This is a genomic window from Pseudoclavibacter sp. RFBB5 (genome assembly GCF_002931555.1).
Lineage (GTDB): Bacteria > Actinomycetota > Actinomycetes > Actinomycetales > Microbacteriaceae > Pseudoclavibacter.
Genome location: NZ_PSTZ01000004.1, coordinates 35739 through 60601 on the forward strand (window position 1 = coordinate 35739; position 24863 = coordinate 60601).

General features: G+C 67.9%; 20 protein-coding genes and 1 tRNA gene. 15 read left to right on the forward strand and 6 right to left on the reverse strand.

Features of this window, described 5'->3' with window-relative positions:
- Positions 1-122: 122 nt before the first annotated feature.
- A complete protein-coding gene (locus C5B97_RS04830) occupies positions 123-908 on the reverse strand; it encodes an HAD-IIA family hydrolase (RefSeq protein ID WP_104251851.1) in 786 nt (261 codons plus the stop codon).
- A gap of 89 nt (positions 909-997) precedes the next feature.
- On the opposite strand from C5B97_RS04830, the gene C5B97_RS04835 reads away from it, so the two are divergent.
- The 6 genes from C5B97_RS04835 to C5B97_RS04860 all read left to right on the forward strand — a co-directional run bounded on the left by C5B97_RS04835 (position 998) and on the right by C5B97_RS04860 (position 10268).
- Positions 998-1177, forward strand: coding sequence for a hypothetical protein (locus tag C5B97_RS04835; RefSeq protein WP_104251852.1), 180 nt, complete (start codon positions 998-1000; stop codon positions 1175-1177).
- A 72-nt stretch (positions 1178-1249) separates the two neighbouring features.
- A complete protein-coding gene (locus tag C5B97_RS04840; RefSeq protein ID WP_104311015.1) occupies positions 1250-2539 on the forward strand; it encodes an MFS transporter in 1290 nt (429 codons plus the stop codon).
- Positions 2540-2582: 43 nt separating this feature from the next.
- Positions 2583-3818 (forward strand): hypothetical protein, encoded by a 1236-nt coding sequence (locus C5B97_RS04845; protein ID WP_104311016.1) that lies wholly within the window; start codon positions 2583-2585, stop codon positions 3816-3818.
- A 182-nt stretch (positions 3819-4000) separates the two neighbouring features.
- Positions 4001-6568, forward strand: a complete 2568-nt coding sequence (locus C5B97_RS04850; protein WP_146080724.1) for a LuxR C-terminal-related transcriptional regulator — start codon at positions 4001-4003, stop codon at positions 6566-6568.
- Between the two features lie 252 nt (positions 6569-6820).
- Positions 6821-7537: a hypothetical protein gene (locus C5B97_RS04855; RefSeq protein ID WP_146080725.1), complete on the forward strand. Its 717-nt coding sequence runs from the start codon at positions 6821-6823 to the stop codon at positions 7535-7537.
- Positions 7538-7736: 199 nt separating this feature from the next.
- A complete protein-coding gene (locus C5B97_RS04860; protein WP_104311019.1) occupies positions 7737-10268 on the forward strand; it encodes an ATP-dependent Clp protease ATP-binding subunit in 2532 nt (843 codons plus the stop codon).
- A 176-nt stretch (positions 10269-10444) separates the two neighbouring features.
- Here C5B97_RS04860 and C5B97_RS04865 read toward each other — a convergent pair whose 3' ends face one another.
- Both C5B97_RS04865 and C5B97_RS04870 read right to left on the reverse strand, forming a co-directional pair.
- The gene (locus tag C5B97_RS04865; RefSeq protein ID WP_104311020.1) at positions 10445-11395 is read right to left on the reverse strand and encodes a permease prefix domain 1-containing protein; all 951 of its coding nucleotides are present in this window, start codon (positions 11393-11395) and stop codon (positions 10445-10447) included.
- A gap of 1 nt (position 11396) precedes the next feature.
- On the reverse strand, positions 11397-11732 hold the full coding sequence (locus C5B97_RS04870; protein ID WP_104311021.1) for a PadR family transcriptional regulator: 336 nt from the start codon (positions 11730-11732) through the stop codon (positions 11397-11399).
- Positions 11733-11856: 124 nt separating this feature from the next.
- On the opposite strand from C5B97_RS04870, the gene C5B97_RS04875 reads away from it, so the two are divergent.
- Positions 11857-13146 (forward strand): MFS transporter, encoded by a 1290-nt coding sequence (locus tag C5B97_RS04875; protein WP_104311022.1) that lies wholly within the window; start codon positions 11857-11859, stop codon positions 13144-13146.
- A 179-nt stretch (positions 13147-13325) separates the two neighbouring features.
- On the opposite strand, the gene C5B97_RS04880 is transcribed toward C5B97_RS04875, so the two are convergent.
- Positions 13326-14252 (reverse strand): Ppx/GppA phosphatase family protein, encoded by a 927-nt coding sequence (locus C5B97_RS04880; protein ID WP_104311023.1) that lies wholly within the window; start codon positions 14250-14252, stop codon positions 13326-13328.
- A gap of 67 nt (positions 14253-14319) precedes the next feature.
- Between C5B97_RS04880 and C5B97_RS04885 the strand changes: the two genes are divergently transcribed.
- From C5B97_RS04885 to C5B97_RS04895, 3 genes are all read left to right on the forward strand, one after another.
- Positions 14320-14823 (forward strand): amino-acid N-acetyltransferase, encoded by a 504-nt coding sequence (locus C5B97_RS04885; RefSeq protein ID WP_104311024.1) that lies wholly within the window; start codon positions 14320-14322, stop codon positions 14821-14823.
- Between the two features lie 90 nt (positions 14824-14913).
- Positions 14914-15561 carry a hypothetical protein gene (locus C5B97_RS04890; RefSeq protein WP_104311025.1) on the forward strand — a complete coding sequence of 216 codons (648 nt, stop codon included), beginning with the start codon at positions 14914-14916 and terminating at the stop codon, positions 15559-15561.
- A gap of 122 nt (positions 15562-15683) precedes the next feature.
- Positions 15684-17978, forward strand: coding sequence for a bifunctional UDP-sugar hydrolase/5'-nucleotidase (locus tag C5B97_RS04895; protein WP_104311026.1), 2295 nt, complete (start codon positions 15684-15686; stop codon positions 17976-17978).
- Positions 17979-18137: 159 nt separating this feature from the next.
- On the opposite strand, the gene radA is transcribed toward C5B97_RS04895, so the two are convergent.
- A complete protein-coding gene (gene radA / locus C5B97_RS04900) occupies positions 18138-19466 on the reverse strand; it encodes a DNA repair protein RadA (protein WP_104311027.1) in 1329 nt (442 codons plus the stop codon).
- A gap of 140 nt (positions 19467-19606) precedes the next feature.
- Between radA and C5B97_RS04905 the strand changes: the two genes are divergently transcribed.
- The 5 genes from C5B97_RS04905 (at position 19607) to C5B97_RS04925 (ending at position 23926) form a co-directional block, all read left to right on the forward strand.
- A complete protein-coding gene (locus C5B97_RS04905; protein ID WP_104311028.1) occupies positions 19607-20935 on the forward strand; it encodes an ABC transporter substrate-binding protein in 1329 nt (442 codons plus the stop codon).
- Positions 20932-21894, forward strand: a complete 963-nt coding sequence (locus C5B97_RS04910; protein ID WP_258067967.1) for a carbohydrate ABC transporter permease — start codon at positions 20932-20934, stop codon at positions 21892-21894. Before C5B97_RS04905 ends, C5B97_RS04910 begins: the two co-directional genes overlap by 4 nt.
- A complete protein-coding gene (locus tag C5B97_RS04915) occupies positions 21891-22787 on the forward strand; it encodes a carbohydrate ABC transporter permease (protein ID WP_104311029.1) in 897 nt (298 codons plus the stop codon). Before C5B97_RS04910 ends, C5B97_RS04915 begins: the two co-directional genes overlap by 4 nt.
- A gap of 32 nt (positions 22788-22819) precedes the next feature.
- Positions 22820-23776, forward strand: coding sequence for a diacylglycerol kinase family protein (locus tag C5B97_RS04920; protein ID WP_104311030.1), 957 nt, complete (start codon positions 22820-22822; stop codon positions 23774-23776).
- Positions 23777-23836: 60 nt separating this feature from the next.
- Positions 23837-23926: transfer RNA gene (locus C5B97_RS04925), tRNA-Ser, on the forward strand.
- A gap of 57 nt (positions 23927-23983) precedes the next feature.
- Here the strand turns inward: C5B97_RS04925 and C5B97_RS04930 are convergent.
- Positions 23984-24835, reverse strand: coding sequence for a CPBP family intramembrane glutamic endopeptidase (locus C5B97_RS04930; RefSeq protein WP_104311031.1), 852 nt, complete (start codon positions 24833-24835; stop codon positions 23984-23986).
- Positions 24836-24863: the final 28 nt, after the last annotated feature.

Here is a 24863-nt window from a genome sequence, read left to right on the forward strand (position 1 = left end):
CAGGGACGGTTGCATCCGTCAGGCCAGGGGAATCTGGTGCAGGGGAGCTGGAAGTCACTGCGTCAATGGTACGCGAGCTTCCAGAAATCGCTAGTTGGCCTAGGTATCTGGGTTGTCGAAGGTCAGGAGGGCTCGCTGCGAACCAGCTCGTGAACGCCCGAGATGATCTCGTCCGGGCGGAACGGGTACCGCTCGATCTCGCGCTGATCGCTGATGCCCGTCAGCACGAGCACGGTGTGCAGGCCGGCCTCCATGCCCGCGACGATGTCGGTGTCCATTCGGTCGCCGATCATGGCCGTGTTGTGCGAGTGGGCACCGATCTTGTTGAGCGCCGAGCGGAACATCATCGGGTTCGGCTTGCCGACCACGTAGGGCTCGCGGCCCGTGGCCTTCGTGATGAGCGCCGCGATCGCACCCGTCGCTGGCAGCGGGCCGTCCGCGCTCGGACCGGTCGCGTCCGGGTTCGTGACGATGAAGCGCGCGCCGTTGCCGATGAGGCGGATCGCCTTCGTGATGGCATCGAACGAGTAGTTGCGCGTCTCGCCGACGACCACGAAATCCGGGTCGGTCTCGGTCATAATGTAGCCGGCCTCGTGCAGGGCGGTGAGGAGGCCTGCCTCGCCGATCACGAACGCCGAGCCACCGGGCAGCTGCTGCTTCAGGAAGTCCGCCGTCGCGAGCGCCGAGGTCCAGAGTCGATCCTCCGGCACGTTGATGCCACCAGCGCGCAGTCGGGCTGCGAGGTCTCGCGCCGTGAAGATGGAGTTGTTCGTGAGCACCAGGTACGGGGTGTCGTCGCGCTGCCACTGCGCGAGCAGCTCCACGGCGCCGGGCAGCGCCGCCTGCTCGTGCACGAGCACGCCATCCATGTCAGTGAGCCAGCATTCGACGTTCGAGCGATCGACCATGCCCTCAGCCTAGGTGGGCCCACCGACAGAAGGGCGGTCGATCCCAGACTCGCCGGGGCGGAGAGGGGATCGCGTAGACTCTTTCCATCATGGACTTCTTCCTCAACGCACTCTGGTCGATCATCCCGACGGTGATCATCGGGGCCGCGTTCTTCTGGATCCTGACGTCGATCCTCTCCGGCGATCGCCGCGAGCGTGCCATGGCCGACAAGATCGAGCGCGAAGAACGCGCCCGCCTCGGCCTTCCGCAGCTCGACGCGAACAGCTAGCACCCCTTCTTCCTCTCCATCCTGACCTCCTCGCTGACGAGGGGGTCAGTTCTCGTCGTCTGGACCCGACCCATGTCATTCCTGCTCAACTGGGCGTCGCCCAAGCCGCTCGGCACGCCGTTCCGGTTCCTGCTGTCTTCCTCGCTGTTCTCGAACCTCGCCGACGGCATCCTCATCGCGGCGGGGCCGCTGCTTGTCGCGAGCCTCACCCGTGACCCGCTGCTCGTCTCGCTCGCGCTCGTCGTCCAGCAGCTCCCGTGGCTCGTGTTCGGACTCTTCGCCGGTGTCGTCGCCGACCGTCTTCCTCGCGTCGCGATCATCGTCGCGGGGGCTCTGAGCAGAGTCCTGATGCTGGCGATCATCGGCGCGCTCGTGCTGACCGACACCATCAATCTGCCGGTCCTCTACGTCGCCCTGTTCCTCGTCGGCTCGGCCGAGGTGTTCACCGACAACGCGTGGACCTCGATCGTGCCGGACCTCGTGCCCTCGAAGGAACTCGGCATCGGGAACTCGCGACTCATCGCGAGCCAGACCGTCATGAACCAGCTGGCCGGACCCGCGATCGGCGGGGCGCTGTTCGCCGCGGCGCACGCGATCCCGTACGGCGTGACGGTCGTGGCACTGCTCTTCGCCGTGGTCCTGGTCTCGCGCATCACGTCGCCACCGGTCTCGACGGCGACGACGGGGCCGATCGAGACGGTGCGCTCGGTCGCACGCGTGCGCCGCGACATCGCCAAGGGCTTCGCCTGGCTGTGGCAGAACCCGCCGGTGCGCACGCTCGCGATCATCCTCTTCGCCTTCAACATCACCTACGGAATGACGTACGGAGTGCTCGTGCTCTACGCGAAGCAGCGCCTGGGGCTCGACGACGCCGGATACGGCCTCCTGCTCGCCGTCTCGGCGCTAGGTGGGCTGGTGGGCACGGCGTTCTATGCCCGCCTCGAGCGTCGGTTCTCCTACACGAGCCTCATGCGCGCCTGCCTCGCGCTCGAGACCGTGCTCCATCTTGTGCTCGCGGCGACAGCAAACGTCATCGTCGCTGGCGCGACGATGTTCGTCTTCGGCATGTACACGGTCATCTGGGCAACGCTCGCGAGCACGATCCGGGGCCGTGCCGTGCCGAGCCGGATGCGCGGCCGGGTGTCGAGCGTCTACTTCCTCGGCATGATCGGCGGGATGGCGATCGGGACGTTCGTGGGCGGGCTCATCGGCCAGGGGTTCGGCATCGTCGCGACGATCTGGGTCGCGTTCGGGGTCAGCATCCTCATCCTGGCGCTCGTCTGGAGGTCACTGGTCAACGTGGGTCGAGCGGGTGCTCTGAGGGAGCACCCAGATAGCTCCGGGGAGCGCGGCGTAACCTGATCGGCATCGTGCTGGATCGAGGACGCGGAGGAGGGTGCTGACGATGCCGCGCTCTCTCCTGCCTGCCCTTATCGCGGCCGTCATGATGACGATGCTCGCCGGATGCGCGTCCGGGCCCTTCCCGGCCGTCCAGTCGGCCCTCGACTCCTTCAATCAGACCCTGCGATCACTTCCAGGCGTCGAGGCGTCGAGCCTTGACCGGCCGCCCGTCGACGGAGCGGTGAAGATCGACCTCGTCGTCACGCTGACCGACGACGTGACGGACGACGAGCTCGCCGACATCGGTGACTTCGCGTCGACGTTCCCGACCGTCCAGCTCGGGCAGGGTCAGTATCCGGGCGCAGTCGAGCTCCGCCTCGCGGGCTCGGCCTACTCGTACTTCGACCTGCCGACCCCGGAAGCGCTCCACGCGCAGCTCGCCTACTGGCGCCAGCTCGTCGCGGTGGGGTTCGAGTCGATCTCGACCCGCACCTACTCAGCGCCCGTGACGGCCGGGATGTTCGAGGCCACCGACAACACCGCGGGTGACCCTTCCGCAGACCGGGCCTCGCAGCAGGGTGAGTTCGCTCAGGACGAGGCGCCTCTCACGAACTCGCCGGTGGTCTCCGCGCCGGAAGTGACCCCGACGGCCTCGGGCGCGCCCGCGCTCACCTCGGCGGCTCGCGGTCGTCTTGTCGTCGTGGAGCTCTCGAGCGACGAGCGCGACGACGACGCGCGCACCGCGCAGCTGCTCGACGCTGCCCGCTCGCTCGACGATCCCGGTGCCGCGACGGGGGAGTGGGACCTCATGGGCCTCGCCCCGTTCACGACGGGCCAGTTCGTCCAGTCGGCGCTGCCCACCGCTGATCAGATCGCCTTCGTTCGGGAGACGAGAGCCGTGTTCGACGAGTCGGACCAGCTCGCGAGCGTGCATGTGAGAGTGGACGATTCCTCGGCGGGCAGCACGCAGGTGAACGTCACCGCTTTCGACGACACCATGGAGGGCGTCAAGTCCGCCGACGCGGCGAAGACGTTCCGCGAGACCGCCGAGTGGCCTGAGCTCATGCAGCTGGTTCCCGAGTTGCAGCAGACCAACCGCGACTTCAGTGTCAACTTCGTGGGCAACAACCTCACCGGGTTCGGCGTCTTCGAGCTCAAGTTCGGGGTGCGGGACTGCGGCTTCTGGTCGGGCTCGCAATGGCCTGACCTCTCACGCGACCTCGAGATGGCCTGGGCCGCCAGCCTGCAGGGCGCGAATGCTCCGACCGCCGCGGCGCAGGTCTGCGCGGCGCAGCGCTGACCAGCGTCACGCACCCGTCCCGGGATTAACCGGGCTGTCCGATTTGCGCATAGCTGCCGCAGGGGAAAATCCCGGCAAATGCTCAAATGTCCGGATCTCGTCAAACTCGCTTTCTCGGGCTAGAGTCATGACCATCCATTTGGTAGGTGAATACTCATGAAGCTTGGGCTGGGGTGAACGGGATGCACGCAACGAGGCGTGAGCTGCTGATCAGGGAGCGCCTCCTGCGCGCGCTCGATGACGATACGGCTCGCATCACGCTCCTGCACGCGCCGAGCGGGTACGGCAAGACCACGCTCCTGCGCATGTGGGTCGATGCGGGCCGCTACACGGGTCGCCTGCTCTGGGTCACCTTCGGCGCCTCCACGACGACCCGCAACAGCGTGTGGGAGCAGATCGCACGCGCCGCGCTCCGAGAGGGGTTCGTCACCAGCCTCCAGCTTGACGACCTCCTCACGCTCATCAACTCCGACGACTTCGAGAAGCGAGACCTCATCGCCGCGATGCGCGGCGAGGGGGCGTTCACGATCATCCTGGACGGCTATGAGCGCCTCGGCGACCTCGCACGCGTCATCGACGAGGACCTGCTGCGCGGCACCGAGCACGTACCGGGCATGCGCGCCATCGTCGCGGCCCGCGGGCGAACGACACTGGACCAGCAGCGGCTGCAGCTGCAGGGCCGTGTCCAAGTCATCACCAACGTCGACCTCGAATTCACCGAGGCGGAGGTCGACGAGTTCTTCACGCTCGTCGTCGGCGAGAGCCGCTATGCGGCCGCCCGCGACGTGTACGAGGCGACTGGGGGCTACGCGATCGCCGTTCGCGCGGCAGTCCTCGAGCTCTCGCGGTCGGGTCCCCGCGCCGCCCACTGGCGAGAGAATGCCCTCAACTCGACCAATCTCTCGGGGCAGCTACCCAGCGAAGAGCTCGCGAACTTCGCCCGCATCACCAGCGTCGTCCCGTACTTCGACACGTCACTGGCGCGCATGCTCGTCCCGCACACCGACCCTGACGCGGCCATCCGAGTGCTCGAAGCCGACGGGTTCGGGAGGCACATCGCGTTCACGCGCACGAGTCGTGCGTTCCAGTACGTGACCGCGCTGCGCGAGGCGCTCCACGAGGAGCTGCGCACCGAATCGCCGGCCGAATACAAGCGGGCGGCCTCCATCGCCTCCGCTTGGCTGGGAGGGAACGGTGACCCGGAAGGGGCGCTCGACCTCGCCCTCGAGGTGGGGGACTACGAGCTCGCCTCGCGCATCTGCGCGCGCCTCCTGCTCTCGGTCGTCGAGGCGTACACGACCGACCGCTACGAGTCGCGCCTGCGGCACCTCCCCCAGGAGGTCCTCGCCGCATACCCGATCCTCGCGTTCGTGCTCGGCCTCGCGCGTCTCGCCAACCCCGTCCTGCGAAGCGGGGCGAAGCCTTTGCTGCAGATCGCCGCCGGGATGCGCATCCCGAACGGCCTGTCTCCGGAGCGGCGGTCCGAGTACCTCTGCTTCAAGGTCTTCGCGTCGCGGACGCTCGGCCGGTACCAGGAGTCAGCGGAGCTCGCGCGGCAAGTGCTCGACCTCGTTGCCGCGCAGGGGGCAGCAGGCTCGTCGACGACGCTCTCTCCGGTCTTCACGCGGGGTGCTGCACTCTCCCTCTTCCTCGTCGGAGATGTCAAAGGGGCGCACGCGGCTGTCGCGAGCACGTTCGTCGTTCCGCAGTCGCAGAGCTCACGCAACCTGTCGTTCTCGGACGCGGCCGGCTACAAGGCCATCGACGGTGACATGCCCGCGGCGCGGGCGATGCTCGCGCAGATCGATGACGGGGCCTGGGCTGCCACCAGCGAGCGAGGGCATCTCGGCACGTTCGGGCACATCGCGCGCGCGTACGGATACCTCGAGGACCGCGAGTGGGCGCTGGCTCGGGCCACTCTCGAAGACATCGAGCGCCACACCGTCACCTCCGACCTCTGGCCGCACCTGCAGGAGCCCATCATGCTCGCGCGGCTTGCACAGGGCGAAGCACTCGCTGAAGCGAGACGCGTCGAGGAGATGCTCGACGGTCCACTCGCCACCCCGGGGAGCGCCGAGAGCCTCGGGATCTTCAGGGTGAAGGCGTTCCTGGTGGTGCTGTGGCTTGCAGCGGGGCGCCCCGCGAGGGCGCGCAAGCTGCTCGACGGGTACGCGGCGGACGACTTCCGCACCCTCCCCGCGAGGGCGCTGCTCGCCCTCGTCGATGGAGACGCCGACCAATCGATGCGGCTCGTGTCGCGGTCGCTCGACTTCGTGAAGACTCCGAGGATGCGCATGTCGGTGCACGCGCTCGGCGCCGCCGCGTCGCTTCGTGCGGGGGATCGGGAGGTCGCGCTCAGCATGGTCGGCCTCGCTTCCAGCCTCGGGCGCGAGTACGGACTGGTCTCGCCGCTGTTGCTGCTGCCGGACAGCGATCGCGAGGCGCTCGCAACGCTGAGCCGCGAGTCGGGTGGAGCGGACGATGTCGCGATGTTCGACGCACTCGACGTCGCGACCACCATTCAGGAAGTGAGTGCGATGCCGCAGTTCACGGAGCGTGAGCGAGTCGTCGTTCACGCGTTGGCCCGGCACGCGTCGCCGGCCCGGATCGCGGAGGAGCTGTTCGTCTCGCCCAACACCGTGAAGACGCAATTGCGCTCGGCCTACAAGAAGCTCGGCGTGCATTCCCGGCCTGAGGCACTCCGTCGGGCAGAGTCGCTTGGGCTCCTCCGCGACCGAAGTGACGACTAACCCGTCTCGATCTTCGCGCGCAAGCCACCTCGGGGTGAACCCCGGGGTGGTTTCTTCGTTGCTGACAAGGTCAATGGTCAGTCGTTTATTTGTATCTACAAATTAGGGTGAAGTCCGGGGTGACTTAGCGCCCGAGGAGGCCGTGCTCGGGGTGCTATTGATCCGCCTGGCACGTCCAATGGGACCTGTCAGCGCAGGACGCGCCACTCCGGCGCGGATGCACTTACCCCGATGCGCCGAAGAGGTTCCCCTTTGTCTGACACCCCCAGCTCCCAAGCCGTTCCCGCCGCATCCAACGCTGCTGGCACATCCACCCGCCGCTCAGTGCTGCGCGCCGCCGCCTGGACCACCCCCGTCATCGCGCTCGCCACCGCCGCGCCCGCGCAGGCGGCATCCCGGTGCGTGAACAAGACCAACTTCAACGCGCTCACCACGGGTACGAAGCCCACCCAGATCGCGTTCCCGGGAACGGGCGTCACCGCCACGCTGAGCTACGTCGGCTACGGCGGCTTCACCGGCTCCTCGACCAACGGGGCGGTGCAGAACGGCCCGCAGGGTGGAAACCCCAACACGCAGAAGTGGATCAAGTTCGAGAACGACACCGCCAGCTACGGCAGTGGCCTCGACGTGAAGATCGTCTTCAGCGAACCCGTCAACAAGCTCTCCTTCACGCTCTTCGACCTCGACTGGGCCGACGGCAACCACCGCGACGCCGTCATCGCCACCACGCCTCCGACGTCGTTCACCATCGCCTCCGCGCTCCAGGGCAACGGCACGCTGAACAACCCCTGGCGCAAGATCAACGTCGGCGAGATCCCGAGCACCTCGCTCAACGGCAACGTGCAGCTCAACTACACGGGGCCGATCACCGAGGTGACGTTCAGGTACTTCCAGGACCTCAAGGTCCAGGGCTCGAACCACAACCAGCTCATCGGGCTGAGCGACCTCGCGTTCGACAAGTGCCTCTGACGCGGAACAGCTGAACGACGAAGGCGCCGCCGCACGGTCCGACCGGACCCGCGGCGGCGCTTCCGTGTGCCGTGGGTATGCATCCGCACGCCCAGGGCGAACAGGGGAGGGTTTCGGGGGTGGTCGCCGTTACTCTCGGTGTACACGGCCCCCGACCCTGTAGCCAGGTGTCGAGGTCAGGGAGTCGAAGGAGAAACGGATGTTCGAGAGATTTACCGACCGCGCCCGGCGCGTGATCGTCCTCGCCCAAGAAGAGGCGAAGATGCTCAACCACAACTACATCGGGACCGAGCACATCCTCCTCGGCCTCATCCACGAGGGTGAAGGGGTCGCCGCCAAGGCGCTCGAATCCCTCGACATCTCACTGCCTGCCGTTCGCGAGCAGGTCCAGGAGATCATCGGCCAGGGGCAGCAGCGTCCGACGGGGCACATCCCGTTCACGCCGCGCGCCAAGAAGGTGCTCGAGCTCTCGCTCCGCGAAGCCCTGCAGCTCGGCCACAACTACATCGGCACCGAGCACATCCTGCTCGGCCTGATCCGCGAGGGCGAGGGTGTCGCAGCCCAGGTGCTCGTGAAGCTCGGCGCCGACCTCAACCGCGTGCGCCAGCAGGTCATCCAGCTACTGAGCGGCTTCCAGGGCAAAGAGCAGGTTGTTGCCGGCGCAGACCAGCCGCAGCAGGCAGCCCAGGGCTCCGCCGTGCTCGACCAGTTCGGCCGCAACCTCACGCAGGCCGCTCGCGAAGGCAAGCTCGACCCCGTCATCGGGCGCGAGAAGCAGATCGAGCGCGTCATGCAGATCCTGTCGCGCCGCTCGAAGAACAACCCGGTCCTCATCGGCGAGCCCGGCGTCGGCAAGACCGCCGTCGTCGAAGGCCTCGCCCAGGCGATCGTCACCGGCCAGGTGCCCGAGACGCTCAAGGACAAGCAGCTCTACTCGCTCGACCTCGGCTCGCTCATCGCCGGCTCCCGCTACCGCGGTGACTTCGAAGAGCGCCTCAAGAAGGTCACCAAGGAGATCCGCACGCGCGGCGACATCATCGTCTTCATCGACGAGATCCACACCCTCGTGGGTGCGGGCGCCGCCGAGGGCGCGATCGACGCCGCGAGCATCCTGAAGCCGCTCCTCGCACGAGGTGAGCTCCAGACCATCGGTGCGACCACGATCGACGAGTACAAGAAGCACTTCGAGAAGGATGCGGCGCTCGAGCGACGCTTCCAGCCCATCCAGGTGGAAGAGCCGTCGATCGCGCACACGATCAACATCCTCAAGGGCCTCCGCGACAAGTACGAGGCGTTCCACAAGGTGTCCATCACCGACGACGCCATCGTCGCAGCCGCCACCCTCGCCGACCGCTACGTCTCCGACCGGTTCCTGCCGGACAAGGCGATCGACCTGCTCGACGAGGCCGGCGCACGCCTGCGCCTCTCGGTGCTGTCGTCGCCGCCTGAGCTGCGCGAGCTCGACGAGAAGATCGCGATCGTCCGCGCCGACAAGGAGCAGGCGATCGAGCTGCAGGACTTCGAAGGCGCCGCGTCACTGCGCGACGACGAGAAGAACCTGCTCGGCGAGCGCCTCCGCCTCGAGAAGCAGTGGAAGTCGGGCGACGTCAAGTCGACCGGCACCGTCGACGAGGGCCTGATCGCCGAGGTCCTCTCGCAGGCCACCGGCATCCCCGTCTTCAAGCTCACCGAGGAAGAGACCGCGCGCCTCGTCTTCATGGAAGATGCCCTGCACCAGCGGGTCATCGGCCAGAACGAAGCCATCGCCGCTCTGTCCAAGACCATCCGCCGCACGCGCGCCGGACTCAAGGACCCGAACCGCCCATCCGGCTCGTTCATCTTCGCCGGCCCCACGGGTGTCGGAAAGACAGAGCTCGCCAAGGCGCTCGCGGAGTTCCTCTTCGACGACGAGTCGGCGCTCATCTCGCTCGACATGTCGGAGTTCGGCGAGAAGCACACCGTCTCCCGGCTCTTCGGTGCCCCTCCAGGGTTCGTCGGCTTCGAAGAGGGTGGCCAGCTCACCGAGAAGGTGCGCCGCAAGCCGTTCTCCGTGGTCCTGTTCGACGAGATCGAGAAGGCTCACCCGGACATCTTCAACTCGCTCCTCCAGGTGCTTGAAGAGGGACGTCTCACCGACGGCCAGGGTCGCGTCGTGGACTTCAAGAACACGGTCATCATCATGACGACCAACCTCGGCACGAAGGGCATCTCCGGCGGTCCCGTCGGCTTCCAGCTCGAAGGCGACGCGTCGGTGTCGTACGAGAACATGAAGTCGAAGGTCAACGAAGAGCTCAAGAAGCACTTCAAGCCGGAGTTCCTGAACCGCGTCGACGACACGATCGTCTTCCCGCAGCTCTCCACCAACGAGCTGCTGCAGATCGTGGACCTCTTCATCGGTCGCCTCAGCGAGCGCATGCTCGACCGCGACATGACCGTCGAGATCACCGAGCTCGCCAAGCGCAAGCTCATCAAGGTCGGCTTCGACCCGACGCTCGGCGCCCGCCCGCTGCGCCGTGCCGTGCAGCACGAAGTGGAAGACCTCCTCTCCGAGAAGATCCTCCGCGGCGAGCTCAAGGCCGGCGACCACGTCGAGGTCGACTACCCGGACGGCGAGTTCGTGTTCAACGTCTCGAAGCGCCTCGTCCCCGAGACGGTCGCAGCCGGCGGAGTCACCTCCCAGGCTGAGGGCATCATCGCGGACGCAGGCGAGGGCGACGCGCCGACCGCGTAAGCCGCACCCGTACGCGAGCCGAAGCCCCCGCATCCACTGGATGCGGGGGCTTCGTCGTGCCTGCGTTCCTCTGTGCCTGCCTGCTCGGCGAGCTGCTTGAAAGGGGTGTTGTCCGCGGCTCGGAGCGACCTTCCGTGGCGACTCGCGGTGCCCCCATCGTGGCGCGTGACCGCTGGCTAGCGTGTGGCCTTCCGGAAGCCGTCCCAGATGTCCCAGACGCTGATGGTGACGACCCCGAAGGCGACGAGGACCGAGACGATCGTCGTCACGGTCGCCGCGCTGTCTGCGCTCGGGATGACCGTGGCGAAGAAGTCCGGGTTCAAGAGCAGGCCGCGACCGAGCGCCGTGAGCAGCAGCGACATGAACAGGACAGCGAGCACCGCGTTCGCCCAGGCGAGAGGCAACGTGACGCGTCCCGTCCGGTACAGGGCCACGCTGTAGACGGCTTCGAAGACGAACAACACGAGCAACCCCAGCGCCCACCACGGCCAGAGGTCCTGACCGAAGAACGACAGCCCTGGCTGCGTCGGCACGAATCCGACGAAGTGGTCCCACGCGATCGCACCAGTCCCGAGCACGAGGAACACCAGCGACGCCACGAGTTCGGACGCTCCGGCCCCCGTCTGGCGGATCTCCGGCAGATCATCGACGCTCCACTTGCCGTCGCCCGTGGGGGTGTCCGTGCGATCGAGGATGAAGAACACGAGCGTCGTCCAGAAGGTGACGTGCATGATCACGCTGAGGATGATCACCACGACCTCCGCGATGATCTCCCCGATGCTGCTGCCGAGCAGCGTCTGCGCGATCGCGACCCCCAGCGCCGCGCACGCGGGGATGATCCACAGCAGGACCTTCAGCAGGCGCCACCACATGAGGTAGTAGCGCGGTCCGATCAGATACAGCTTTCGGTCGGTGTAGCTCGCTGCCAGCAGCTCCGGGTCACCGAGTTCCGTGAGGACGGCGATCTCGGCGGCGCTGGCGGTTTCACCGGCTTCGATGCGTCCATCCACGAGGTCCTGGATGGACGCTCGCAACTCGGCTTCGAGGTCGGCGCGCTGGTCGTCGGGGACGGTGCGCATCGAGGCGCTGACGTAGCGCTCGGTCAGGGTGTCGTTGATGGCGGTCATGTCAGGCCCCTTCTGGGAGATGCTCGATCGCCTCGGCGAGGGAGCGGAATTCTGCGGTCATCGCGGTCGCGAGCGCTGTACCTGCCGGGCTCGCGCGGTAGAACTTGCGAGGGCGGGCCTCGTCGGTGTTCCACTCGCTCGTGAGGTGTCCCTGCTTCTCGAGTCTGCGAAGAAGCGGGTAGAGGGTGTTCGCGTCGGTGTCGAAGCCACGGGATTGCAGCGCTTCGAGGAGGCCGTAGCCGTAGCCGGGCTCGGCGAGGAGGCGGAGGCAGGCGAGCACGACGGTGCCCCTGCGGAGCTCCTGCAGGTGGATGTCGTGGGTCTCGTCATCGCTCATGAATCACACCATAGTGTGTGACGCACACTATCGTCAATGGCACGGTGTTGTGAGTTGCGGCACCCGAAGTTCCTGAGGGGCAGTGCGCCGCGGCCGGTGGCATCGCGGGCTTACGCTGGAGGGCGTGCCTGCATCCCCCTCTTCCTCGCCGAACGGCAAGCCGAAGAAGGAGGCGACGCTCACGCAGGTGACCCTGCTGGCGCTCCTGCCGTCGTTCGTCTTCGCGATCGGCGAGGGCGCGATCATCCCCATCATCCCGACCGTCGCCGTCTCGCTCGGCACGGGGATCGAGTTCGCCGGCTTCATCGCGGGGTCGCTCATGATCGGTCAGATGATCGGCGACCTGCCTGCCGGTGCCGTCGTTCAGCGGCTGGGGGAGAAGCGCGCGATGCTCGCCGCGCTCGGAGTGAGCCTCATCGGCATCCTGCTGTGCGCGTTTGCCGTAGCGCCCTGGATGCTGCTTGTCGGGGTCGTGATCATCGGCATCTCGGCCGCCAACTTCAACCTCGCACGTCACGCGTTCCTCACGACCTACGTGCCGCTGCGCTACCGGGCGCGCGTGCTGTCGACGCTCGGCGGGGTCTTCCGGGCAGGGTTCTTCGTTGGCCCGTTCATCATCGCCGGCATCCTCGTGCTGTTCGATGCGCCCCAGTACGGGTTCTGGGTGTTCATCGTCTGCGGGGCCATCGCCGCCCTCATCCTGCTCTTCGCGCCCGACCCCGAGACGGTCGCACGGCCCTCGCACTCCGCGAAGGTGGTGCCGGACGCTGGCGCAGGAGTCGTCGGATCGCTGCCGCCGAAGCGCCTCGGTGTCTTCGCCACCATCCGGGCGAACGCGGGAGTGCTCGTGCGGCTCGGGACGGGGGCGGGCATCATGGCAGCGCTCCGTGCTGCTCGGAATGTGATGCTGCCGCTCTGGGCGCTCTCGATCGGCATGGATACCGCGGCCGCGGTGCTGGTCATCGGCGTGAGCGCGGGCGTCGACTTCGCGCTGTTCTTCGTGTCCGGCTGGGTGATGGATCGCTTTGGGCGGGTGTGGGGCGCGGTTCCGGCGCTGCTCGGCCTGGGCGCTGGCTTCCTCACCCTCGCGTTCACGCATGACCTCGCCGGTGACACCTCTCAGCTGTGGTTCACGGCGCTCGCGGTCTGGTTGGGCTTCGCGAACGGCATCGGCTCTGGCATCCTCATGACGCTTGGCGCCGATCTCGCGCCGAGGCAGGACCCAGCCCCGTTCCTCGGCGCGTGGCGGCTCATCACCGACTCGTCGGCTGCGTCGGTGCCGGTCATCGTCGCGGCGGCGACGGCCCTGGTATCCATCTCGTTCACGTCTGGGATGCTCGGCGTGCTCGGGTTCGTCGGAGCGGCGCTCATGGGCTGGCAGATCCCGAAGCACGTGCCGCGTCAGCGGCGCTAGTAGCAGGGCCCGCGTCAGCGGTGCTGACGGCTGAGCCCGCGTCAGCGGCGCTGACGGCTGAGCCCGCGTCAGCACCCCATGCCGAAGTCTCGGGATGGAAGAGTCGCTTCGTTTGGGGAACCTTCCTGCAGCGAAGTGAGTTCTGCATCCCGAATGGGGAGGATGCGCGACGCGCTGACCTACCGCGGCAGGCGGTCGAGGTAGTCGAGCAGCACGCCTTCGCGCATGGCCCATGGGGACACGTCGAGCTGGCTGATGTCGAAGACGTGCATGACCTCGGACAGGACGACGCCGCCTGCGACGATCTGCAGCGCGCGGTCGGTCGTGATTCCGGGCAGTGCGGGCCTCGCCTCCGAGTGCAGTTTCGCGAGCCGCGGCACCCAGTCGTCGAGCTGCCACTTCTGCAGGGTCGTGCGCTGCCCGGCTCCGATGCCGTCGATGGACGAGCCGGCGAGGCGGGCGAGGGAGCGGATGGTCTTCGACGAGCCGACGAACTGGTCTGGGCGGGCGCCTTCGAACGTCTCCGCTGCTTCTTTGATGAGCTTGCGCGCGTACTTGCGCAGCTCATCCACCTGGTCTTCGGTGGGCGGGTCGTTGTGGAGGAAGTTGACGGTGCTGCGTCCCGCGCCGAGCGGCACGGAGATGGCGTGTTCGGAGAGCTCGTCGTCGCCGACGGCCAGTTCGAGGGAGCCGCCGCCGATGTCGACGAGCATGATCCGACCGGCTGCCCAGCCGAACCAGCGGCGGACGGCGAGGAACGTCGTCCTGGCCTCCTCTTCACCGGTCATGACCTGCAGGTCGATGCCGGTCTCCTTGTGGATGCGCTTCAGCAGTTCGGGGCCGTTCTTGGCTTCGCGGATGGCGCTGGTCGCGAGCGGCATGAAGTGGTCGAGCTTGCTCTTCTTGACGGCGTCGGCGGCCCGGTGCATGGCGTCCATGATCTTGGCGACGCCTTCGTCGGAGATCGAGCGGTCTGGTTGCAGGTACCGCATGAGGCGCAGGATGCTCTTCTGGGACGTCTCCGGCACGGGCTTCGCGCCGGGGTGGGCGTCGACCACGATGAGGTGGACGGTGTTGGATCCGACGTCGAGAACTCCAAGGCGCATGCCCTGGATGTTACCCGTGCTGTCGCGCTCGGCTTCCCGGCCAGGTGCTCGCGCGTAGGCTTGACGGATGCAGGAGATCACCATCAGGCGGGCCACCACGCACGACATCGTGGGTATCAGCGAGCTGATCCAGCCGCTTGTCGACCGCAACGTGCTGCTGCGGAAGGAGCTCGTCACGCTGTACGAGGCGGTGCAGGAGTTCCGGGTCGCTGTGGATGAGCGGGGCCGCTTGGTGGGGTGCGGGGCTCTGCACGTGCTGTGGCGCGACCTGGGTGAGGTGCGCACCATCGCGACCGCTGACTCCGTGCGCGGCACCGGCGTCGGGCACGTGATCCTGGATCGCCTGATGGCGGACGCGCGCCACCTCGGCCTCGAGCGCCTCTTCTGCCTGACCTTCGAGACGAGCTTCTTCGAACGGCACGGCTTCGTGGTGGTGGGTGAGCAGATCGTCGACGCGGAGACGTACGAGATGATGCGCCGGTCCCCTGATGAGGGTGTCGCCGAGTTCCTCGACCTCGCTCACGTCAAGCCGAACACGCTGGGCAATACGCGCATGCTGAAGGTGCTCTGAGCGCGTCACCGACCTCCGCAGTCGGCCGCTTCGTCACGGCGGCCGGTGCGCCTCACGGGCGTCGCAGGACCGGGTCCGTACCCTTGGCGAGTGAGTTCGACCCGCAGACCAAGCAAGGCCGTCTACCGCCGTCGGCGGCTGGCGCTCCTCATCCTCTGCGTGCTGGTGATCGGCCTGCTGATCTGGGGCGTCTCGAGTCTCGTCGGGGCCGGAGGAGACGAGCAGGGCGGCGCATCCGCATCCGTTTCCCCGTCCGCTGCCGCGAGCGAATCGGCGTCGGCCGAGACGGGTGAGTCACCCGCCGCCACACCGACCCCCACGCCCACACCGACGGGGCCGGCCGAGTGCGCGGCGCCGGAGCTGGTCGTGTCTGCGGTGCTCGACGCCACCAGCTACGCGCCGGACGTCCAGCCGCAGCTCTCGCTCTCGATCGCCAACACCGGCGCGGAGCCGTGCGTCATGAACGTCGGCACCGCCGTGCAGGTGTACACCATCTCGAGCGGCGCCGACGTCATCTGGGTCTCGTCGCACTGCCAGACCGACCCGGCTGACGAGATCGTCACGATCGGCGCGGGCCAGTCGATCACGGCACCTCCCATCAGCTGGGTGCGCGAGCGCTCGTCGCTCGATACGTGCGGCACCGATCGGGCGGATGCGGTCGCCGGGGGCGCCTACTACCAGCTCGTCGTGAGCGTCAACGGCATCGCCTCGCAGCCCGCGACCTTCGTCCTGGACTGACCCGAGACTTGGCGACGGGGTTTCGCGATAATCCCCTGAACGTTAACCTTGAAGACAGTGTGAGCTGAGATCATCAGCTCGTTCCGCACGATTCTGTCCCTCCGTCGATCGCCAGGAGACTCATGACGACGCCCACTCGCAAGCGTGCAACAGCTGCCGCCGCCGTTCTCGGCACGGCAGCTCTTGTTTCCGCATTCGCGGCCCCAGCGGGGGCCGCCGTGCTCTCCCCAAGCTTCATCGAGCCCACCGCGGGCGCGAAGCAGATCAACCTCGTCGGCTTCAACGACTTCCACGGCCGCTTCCTCGACGCCGACCTCTTCGCCGCCACCGTGCTGCAGGCGCAGCAGGGCTTCGGCGAGGAGAACAGCCTCGTCATCTCGAACGGCGACGCCGTCGGCGCGAGCCTCTTCGAGTCCTCCATCCAGCAGGACCAGCCCACCATCGACGTGCTCAACACGATGGGTGTGGATGCCTGGACGCAGGGCAACCACGAGTTCGACAAGGGCATCGACGACGCGACTGGTCGCCTCGCCTCGGCGACCAACGGCCCCGACCTGGCGGCGAACGTCACGCTCGCCGACGGCTCGCACCCGTTCGATACGCACGCCATCTTCGAGGTCAACGGCCTCAAGGTCGCCGTCATCGGCGCCGTCACCGAGGAGACCTCGGCCCTCGTCTCGCCAGCTGGAATCGCCGGCGTGACCTTCGGCGACCCCGTCGAAGCGGTCAACGAGGTCGCTGCCGAGCTGACCGCGAGCAACGCCGCCGACATCATCGTCGCCTCGTACCACGAGGGTGCTCCGCTCGACGACGCGCCGATCGCTGACAACGAGCAGTCGGACACCTTCCGTCACATCGTCGAGGACACGGCTCCTGAGGTCGACGCGATCTTCAACGCGCACACGCACCGCGAGTACGCCTACGACGCGCCGAACGGCGCATCCACCCGTCCCGTCATCCAGGCCGGCCAGTACGCGGAGAACATCGCGCAGGTCGTGCTCACGGTCGACGCGTCCGGCAACGTGACGAAGTCTGACAGCTCGGTCGTCCCGAGCTTCGACACGTTCGATGCAGAGGAAGAGGGCGCCACCAACCCGGCGCCCGCGAGCATCGCCTCCGACCCGCGCCTCGCGGAGATCCGCACGATCCGCGACGCCGCAGTCGCCGAGGCTGACGTGCTCGGTGCCGAGGTCATCGGCACGCAGACCGGCGACCTGTCGCGCGGCAAGGACTACGAGCCCGGCTCGCTGACGGTCGCTGAAGATGGCACCACCTCTGGCGGCGTCGTCACGACCGCTGACAACCGCGCCGAGGAGTCGTCGCTCGGCGGCATCATCTCGCAGTCGATGCTCGAGACGGTGGCAGCCACTGGACGCGACGTCGACGCGGCCATCATGAACCCGGGTGGCCTGCGCGCTGACCTGCTCGACAACGACGGCCAGATCACCTACAAGGAGGCCGCGACGGTCATCCCGTTCGCGAACAACCTCTCGGTCGTCTCCCTCAAGGGCGTCGACGTGAAGAACGTGCTCGAGGAGCAGTGGCAGCTGACCGCGAGCGGCGAAGTGCCCTCGCGCCCCTACCTGCAGCTCGGCTTGAGCGAGAACTTCACGTACATCTTCGACAGCTCGCGTCCCCGCATGGACCGCATCGTGGGCCTCTCCATCAACGACGAGCCCGTCCAGCCGGACGAGACCTACAACCTCGTCATGCCAACGTTCCTCGCGGCAGGCGGTGACAACTTCCACTCGCTGGCGAACAACGTCGGCGTGCAGGACACGGGCCTCATCGACCTCGACGCGTTCGTGACCTGGATCCGCGGCGAGACCTCGGGTTCCCCCGAGGGCGTCACGCCGGACACGAAGCGCAACGGCTTCGAGATCGTCGGCCTGCCCGAGAACAACACGTTCGTCGCCGGCGAGACCTACTCGCTCTCCGTCGGCAAGTTCAACCTGACCTCGCTGGGGTTCACGCAGAACCTGTCGATCGTCGGCTGGATCGGCCAGATGGAGCTCGGCGCGCAGACGGTGGACCTCGCGACGCCGAACCAGGTCGAGTTCACCTTCACGGTTCCGGAGAACGGCATCGCGGAGACCTCGGAGTCGCGCCTCGCGTTCCTCGCCAGCCAGTCGGGTGCCAGCGTGTCCCTGCCGGTCATCGTCCCCCCGCTGGTCGAGCCGACCGCGACGCCGGAGCCCACGGCCACGGCAGAGCCCACCGCCACGGCTGAGCCGACCGCGACTGCAACGGCAGCGCCGGTTCCGACCGCGACGACGCCTACGGCAGACGGTGGCGATCTCGCCACGACCGGCTCAGACGAGACCGCGATGTTCGCCGCGATCGCCGGGGCGCTTGCGCTCCTCGTCGCCGGTGGGGCCGCGATGCTGCTTCGTCGCCGCGCAGGCAGCGACGCGTAGTCCTCGGACACAGCACTGAGTCGGCCTCCGGCTGACTCGCGAAAGGCCCGGAGCAACTGCTCCGGGCCTTTCGCGTGCCTGCTCCAAGAGAGCCCAGCCGTTCCCACGCGCGCTCGCAGCCGCGCAGGATCGCGAGTGGGCGCCGCGGGTCGGCCTCGGTCAGTTGCCGAGCGCCGCGGTGAGGGCGCGGTCGATGCTCCCGATCGAAGGGTCGACGACGTGTGCGAGGCCCATGCGCTTGGCCTCAGCCGCGCGCAGGTTCGCTGATGCGACGCGGCGGATCTCGCCGGCGAGGCTGACCTCGCCGAAGACGACGGTGCCGTCGCGGACCGGACGGTTGCGGATGGAGGAGGCGATGGCGATCGCGATGGCGAGGTCGGCCGCCGGTTCCTGGAGCTTCACCCCGCCGACGGTGGAGACGTAGACGTCGTACTCGGAGAGCTTGTGCTTGGTGCGCCGCTCGAGCACGGCGAGCAGCATCGCGACGCGGCTCGTGTCGACGCCATTCGTGACCCGGCGTGGGTTGGGGGCGTTGGTCTTCTGCACGAGCGCCTGGATCTCGACCGGGAGCGCGCGCCGGCCCTCGAGCGCGACGGTGACGCACGTGCCGCTGACCGGCTCCGGGCGCTCGCTGAGGAACAGGCCGGACGGGTCTGGCACCTCGGTCATGCCCTCGCCGGTCATCTCGAAGCAGCCGACCTCGTCGGTCGGGCCGAAGCGGTTCTTGATGGTGCGCACGAACCGCAGCGCCGTGTGGCGGTCGCCTTCGATGTGGGCGACGACGTCGACGAGGTGCTCGAGGAGGCGCGGGCCGGCGATGGTGCCGTCTTTCGTGACGTGGCCGACGATGATGACGGGCACGCCCCTGGTCTTGGCGACGCGGATGAGGGCGGACGCGACTTCGCGCACCTGGCTCGGCTGCCCCGCGAGCGAGTCGACGGTGTCGCTCGCGACGGTCTGCACGGAGTCGACGATGATGAGGCCGGGGTCGAGGCGCTCGATCTGTCCGAGCACGGTCGACAGGTCGGTCTCGCTCGCGAGGTACAGGGTGTCGTGCAGGGCGTTGGTGCGCTGGGCGCGCATCCGCACCTGGTTCACCGACTCCTCGGCGGACGCGTACAGCACGGTGGTGCCCTTCGCAGCGACCCGGGAGGCGAGCTCGAGGAGGATCGTCGACTTGCCGACGCCGGGCTCGCCGCTCAGCAGGATGGCGGCGCCGGGGACGAGGCCACCGCCCAGGACTCGGTCGAACTCGCCGATTCCTGTCGGGCGGTGCGCGACGTTGTCGACGGGGGCCTCGGTGATGGGGCGTGCGGCACGTGACTCGCTGATCGTGGCGGCCTGGATGCGCCCGGCCGTCTGCGATTCGAAGCGGTCGACGAGCGTGCCCCAGGCCTGGCATTCCGGGCACTGCCCGAACCACTTCAGCGACGCGGCACCGCATTCGGTGCACTTGAACGCTGGCTGCTGCTTGGTCTTGGGAGGCATGCGTCAAGGCTAGGCGCGACCACCGACAACCGAGCCCAGCACGCGCTCACGGCGAAGAGTCCTTATCCTGGGGAGGCTCACCGCCGTACGCGCCCCTTGCGTGCACCCCCACGACGCGGGGAGCCACGTCTGGAGGATCGATGACGATGCGAACGCGCGCCCGCACGATGACCGCCCTGCTCGCGCTGGCGGCGATGACGGGACTCGCAGGATGCGCCCCCGGCCCGATCGTCGAGGATGGGCCTGGCGAGGCGGGCACCCTGGAGGTGCAGAAGGTCAATCCGGCCGACTTCGCCGGCCAGAGCCTGAGCTACGTCTACTTCACCGACGGCCCGGACGAGGCCGCGACGCGTGAGCTCATCGCCTCCTTCGAGGAGGAGTACGACGTGACCGTGAACCTCGAGGTGCTGCCGTACTCCGACCTCGTCACGAGTGTCCAGGCCAGGCTCTCGGGCGGCAACGCACCGGACGTCGTGCGGCTCACGGGCCTCACCGACTTCCGGGCCGACCTGCTCGACCTGCGCACCTACCTGGGCGAGGACTACGCCGAGGAGTTCGTCGACGGCCCCGTGAAGGGCGTGCTCGGGGAGTACGGGGAGATGCTCGCCGTGCCGTCGGATCTGACGCTCAACGGGCCGTTCATCAACGTCGACCTCTTCAACGAGGCCGGTGTGCCGCTGCCCGACTCCGAGGACCCCTGGACGTGGGACGAGATGATCGACGCGGCCACGAAGGTGCAGGAGGCGACCGACACGGAGTACGCCTTCGCGATCGACAAGTCCGGGCACCGCGTCAGCACGGTCCTCAGCCAGTACGGCACCGCGCTCGTCGGCGACGACGGCGCTGTCCTCGATGAGGCGAAGGCGGTGGAGGCGCTCCAACCGCTCGTCGACATGATGGCGGATGGGCGCATGCCGCGCGACTTCTGGCTCGGCTCCGGCAGCCGCTACGAGGGCGCGAACGACATCTTCCTGGCGCAGCAGACGCCCGTGTACCTGTCCGGGAACTGGCAGGTGGGGCAGTTCGCCGACAACGCCGACTTCACGTGGGCCGCGGCGCCGAACCCGTGCGCCGACGAGTGCGGCGGCTTCCCCGGCGGGAAGTACATGGGCGCGCTCGCGGAGGGCCCGAACCCCGCGCTCGGCGCGTTCTTCGTGCAGTACATGAACACGACGAAGGCGCAGCAGAAGTTCATCGTCGCCGGAGGCTTCCTGCCCACGCGCGTCGACCTCACCGAGCGCGGCGTGCAGTACCCGGTGCGCCAGGAGGACATGGACGTGTTCTTCGCCGACCTCGCCCGCACCCCGGACCTCGGGTACGAGGCGAACAGCCAGCCGTCGTACACGGGTGCCTCGCTCGAGCTGGTCGACGAGCTCGCGCTTGTCGTCGCAGGGGAGAAGGACACGACCACGGCGGTCTCCGACTTGAAGGCGAAGTCCGAGCAGCTCGTCGAGGAGCTGCAGCCGTGACCGCCGACCTCCGCACCACGACCAACGCACAGCGCGTCGTCCAGCCACCCGGTCCGGATGGGCCCGGGAAGCGGAAGCCCGGGTCGAAGAAGCCGTGGCAGCTGCGCCTCGCGCCGTACCTCTTCCTCCTCCCCAACATGGCGATCTTCGGCGTCTTCACGATCTGGCCGGCGATCAACGGGTTCAACAACTCCCTGTACTCGTCGTCCAACGGACGCACGTTCCGGCGGGAGGGGCTCGGCAACTACACGCGCATCCTCACCGACCCGGAATTCTGGGGCGTGGTGGCGCAGACGGCGGTCTACGCGGTCGCGTACGTCGCCCTCTCCGTGGTCCTGGGCATCCTGCTCGCCGTGCTCGTCGAACAGCAGCTCCGCGGGCGCGCGTTCTTCCGGGCCGTGTTCTTCATCCCGGTGCTCGTGTCCCCGGTCGTGGCGGGCCTCGTCTGGAACTGGATGCTCGAACGCGAAGGCGGGCTCGTGAACACGGGGCTCGGGATGCTCGGCATCCCAGCCGTGCCGTGGCTCGTCGAGGGGCCGTGGGCGATGGTCGCCATCATCGGTGTCGGCGTCTGGCTGCAGGCCGGCTTCTACATGCTCATCCTCATGGCCGGGCTGCAGAGCATCGACCCCACCCTGAACGAGGCGGCCTCCATCGACGGGGCGTCGCGGTGGCAGCAGTTCTGGGGCATCACCCTGCCCCTGCTGCAGCCCAGCGTCCTCGTCGTGGTGGTGCTCGCCACCATCCACGGCTTCCAGGCCTTCGACTACATCTTCACACTCACGGGCGGCGGCCCGATCGGGGCGACCACCCTCATCGTGCAGTACATCTACGAGAACGCCTTCGTGTCGCCCATCCGGTACGGGCTCGCCGCCGCAGGCAGCGTGCTGCTGTTCCTCGTCGTGTTCTCGATCACGCTCGTCAACTACTTCATCGGCCGAAAGCGAGACGCGGTATGACCACGGACACGGCCCTCCTGAACTCGGTCGGCACCCAGAAGCCGGGCAAGCCGACGTGGACCACGACGAGCTCGAAGCGCGTCACGTCGACGGACGCGCTGCGCGTCGTGATCCTCATCACGTTCGCGCTCCTCGCCCTCATCCCTATCGTCTGGCTGCTGCTCGGGTCGTTCAAGACGCAGCCGGAGCTGGCCGCGGGCGCGAGCACCCCGTTCCCGTCGTCGTGGGCGTTCACGAACTACACGGAGGCGCTCACCCGCTTCAGCTTCGGCAGCTACCTGCTGAACAGCGTCGTCGTCACGATCGCCGCGACGGTGCTGACGCTCGCCGTGAACTCCATGGCCGCGTACGGCCTCGCGAAGTACAACTTCCGAGGCAAGACGTTCCTGTTCATCGTGACCCTCGCGACGATCATGATCCCGCTGCAGGTCATCCTCATCCCCGTCTACCAGGTCGTCGCATCCCTTGGCCTCGTGAACTCGCTGTGGGGCCTCATCATCCCGGCGGCCGCGACCCCGACCGGCGTGTTCATCCTGCGCCAGTACATGCTGTCCATTCCGGACGAGCTCATCGAGGCCGCCCGCATCGACGGCGCGGGCGAGTTCCGCATCTTCGCGTCCATCGTGCTCCCCATCTGCCGGCCCGCGCTCGCGGTGGTCGCGATCCTGTCCGTCATGTGGCGGTGGAACGACTTCCTGTGGCCGCTGATCGTCGCGCAGAGCGAGTCGGTGTACACGCTGCCCGTGGCGCTCGCCCGGTTCAACGCGGAGGAGACGGTGCCGTTCAACCTGATCCTCGCGATGAGCGTCGTCAGCATCCTGCCCATCGTGGTGCTGTTCCTCTTCTTCCAGCGACAGGTGACGACGGGCATCGCCAACACGGGTCTGAAGTAGCGCGCGCGGCGCGGTTCGGGCAGGATCAAGGCGTGTCAGCGCGTCGCGTGGTGTACGCCGTGAACCCGTCGGCGGGGCGAGGTGCACCCTCCGACCTAGGGCGCAGGCTCGCCGGGGGAGTGGGCGGCGCCCAGCTGCCCGACCTCGAGGTGGTGCTGGTGACCGCCGGCTCCATGCCGGAGCTCCGGAGCCGCGTCGTCACCGAGCTCGCGCATCCGGGCGGCGTGGATGCGCTGGTCGTGATGGGCGGCGACGGCATGGTCTCTCTGGGGACGGGTCTCGTCGCGGGCACCGGAGTGCCGCTCGGGATCGTACCAGCAGGTACCGGCAACGACTTCGCGCGCGGCGCCGGGATCAGGCGGGATGCTCCCGCTGTCGGAATCGAGCGGATGCTGACAGCCCTGCGCACCGGTGACGCCGGCGTTCGCGAGGTCGACGTGGTGCGCCTTGCCCTCGACGGTGTCGAGCACGTCGCCCTCAACTCGGTGAACATCGGCTTTGACGCGGTGGTGAACCGTCGCGCGAACGAGCTCCGACGGCTGCCGGGGACGGCTCGTTACATCGCCGCGCTGCTGGATTCGGTGCGGAGCTTCTCGCCCCTCGAATTCGGTGTCTCGGTCGATGGTGGTCCCACGCGCGCCGTCGCTGCCGAGCTGCTCGCGATCTTGAACGGGTCCTCGATCGGCGGCGGCATCAGGGTCGCGCCCCACGCGGTCATCGACGACGGCGCCCTCGACCTCTTCGTCGTCGGACGGCTCTCGAAGCTCGGGCTGCTCACGCTGTTTCCCCTTGCGATGGTGGGCCTGCACACGCGGCTGCCCGCCGTCTCCTTCGAGCGGATGCGGCGCATCCGCGTGCAAGTGCCCGCGGGTGTGCTCGTCTACGCCGACGGGGAGGAGCTGCGCGGGCCGGACCAGCACGCGTGCACGCTCGACGCGCGGGTGGACCCGGGCGCGCTGCGGCTCGTCCAGCCCCGGCGGCCCGCCTGACGCGCCGTCGTCGACCCCCGATTTGCATTCGACCCCATGGTTCGTACTAAGATTCCCCACGGTGACGTGTCCGAGCGGCCGAAGGTGCAACACTCGAAATGTTGTGTAGGGGCGACTCTACCGTGGGTTCAAATCCCACCGTCACCGCCATCTGAAAGGCCCCGACTTCCCTGCGTTTGCAAGGGAGTCGGGGCCTTTCTGCTGCCGTCATCGCGACCGCTCTGCCTCGTGCTCATTGGAAGGCTGCGATGCAGGGGTGACCCGCCCGCGGATGAAGATGATCGCCACCAGGCCGAAGAGGATCACCGCGATGTTGCCGAACCCGGCGAACGCCGTGAGCGGCCCGATGCCAGGGTGCGCGGTGAGCAGGAAGATGCTTGGGTCGGTGGTCGCGTGCAGGAGGATCGGCCAGATCAGGTTGCCCGTGACGCGGAGCGCGAGGTACATGCAGATGCCGAACGCGAACGTGTACAGCACCTGGATTGCAGTCGCGAACACGCTCTGACCGGTGAGCACGTTCGCGGAGTGCATCGCCGCGAAGAGCGCCGCTGACACGGTCGCTGTCGCGATCTCCGAATGGCCCGCCTTGCGCATGAGGTTCACGACGTACCCGCGGGTGAGTACCTCCTCGGCGAAGCCGATGCACAACCCCGCGACCAGCCAGGCCGCGACCAGGTCGAGTCCGGCCGAGTCGTAGTCGAGCGCCGCGAACCGGAGCGCGTTGAAGACCAGCACCACCGCGACGGCGATCCACATCCACCCCCTGCCCCGGATGGGCTGCGGCGCGAACAGCTCGCGCAGCCAGCCGAGCGAGAGCGCGAAGGCCACGAGGAGGAGGCCACCCAGGGCGATCGGAAGTGCGAAGCCCACGATGATCGCGCCTGCCGAGCTGGGCTCAAGGCCGTCCTCGAAAGGCAGGAACAGCAACCCGCCCAGCTGGTAGAGCACATAGTAGGCCACGACGAGCACGACGGCCTTCCACCACCCGCCCCGCTCCCAGAACGCCTTCCAGCTGGGTTTCGGGGCAGCCTGGGCGAGGTCGTCGGTTCGGCCGCTCATCGGCGCACTCCAAGGGGTCGGGGGAGGG